Source organism: Kitasatospora sp. MBT66 (assembly GCF_000710405.2).
GTDB classification, from domain to species: Bacteria; Actinomycetota; Actinomycetes; order Streptomycetales; family Streptomycetaceae; genus Kitasatospora; species Kitasatospora purpeofusca.
In genome coordinates this window covers 75,640-75,969 of record NZ_JAIY01000014.1, presented here as the reverse complement: position 1 = coordinate 75,969, position 330 = coordinate 75,640, and the positions used below count along the sequence as shown (strand labels likewise).

Below are 330 nucleotides of genomic sequence, written 5' to 3'. Positions count from 1 at the left end.
CGCCACCCAGGCCCCGGCACCACCGCCCGCCGCACCCGCGCCACCGGCACCGGCACCCACCACCCGGGCGCCCGCACCCGCCGCACCCGCGCCTCCGCCCGGCCGGCCCATCGCGGGGCGCGGCTCGCAGCGCTGCCTCGGCACCATCGGCCGCCGGCTCTCCGACGGCGTCGGACTGGAGCTCCAGGACTGCACCGGCGGCGCCTGGCAGACCTGGGACTTCCGCCCGGACGGCACCGTCCGGGCCGGCGACCTCTGCATGGACGTGGCCTGGGGCTCGGTCGTCAACGGCACCCGGATCCAGGTGGCGATCTGCAACGGCAGCCCCGC

1 protein-coding gene is annotated in these 330 nt (G+C 79.4%); it reads left to right on the top strand.

Features of this window, described 5'->3' with window-relative positions; all coding sequences use genetic code 11:
* The coding region (locus BI06_RS34865; protein ID WP_149030581.1) for a ricin-type beta-trefoil lectin domain protein at positions 1-330 on the top strand (330 nt) is incomplete at both ends.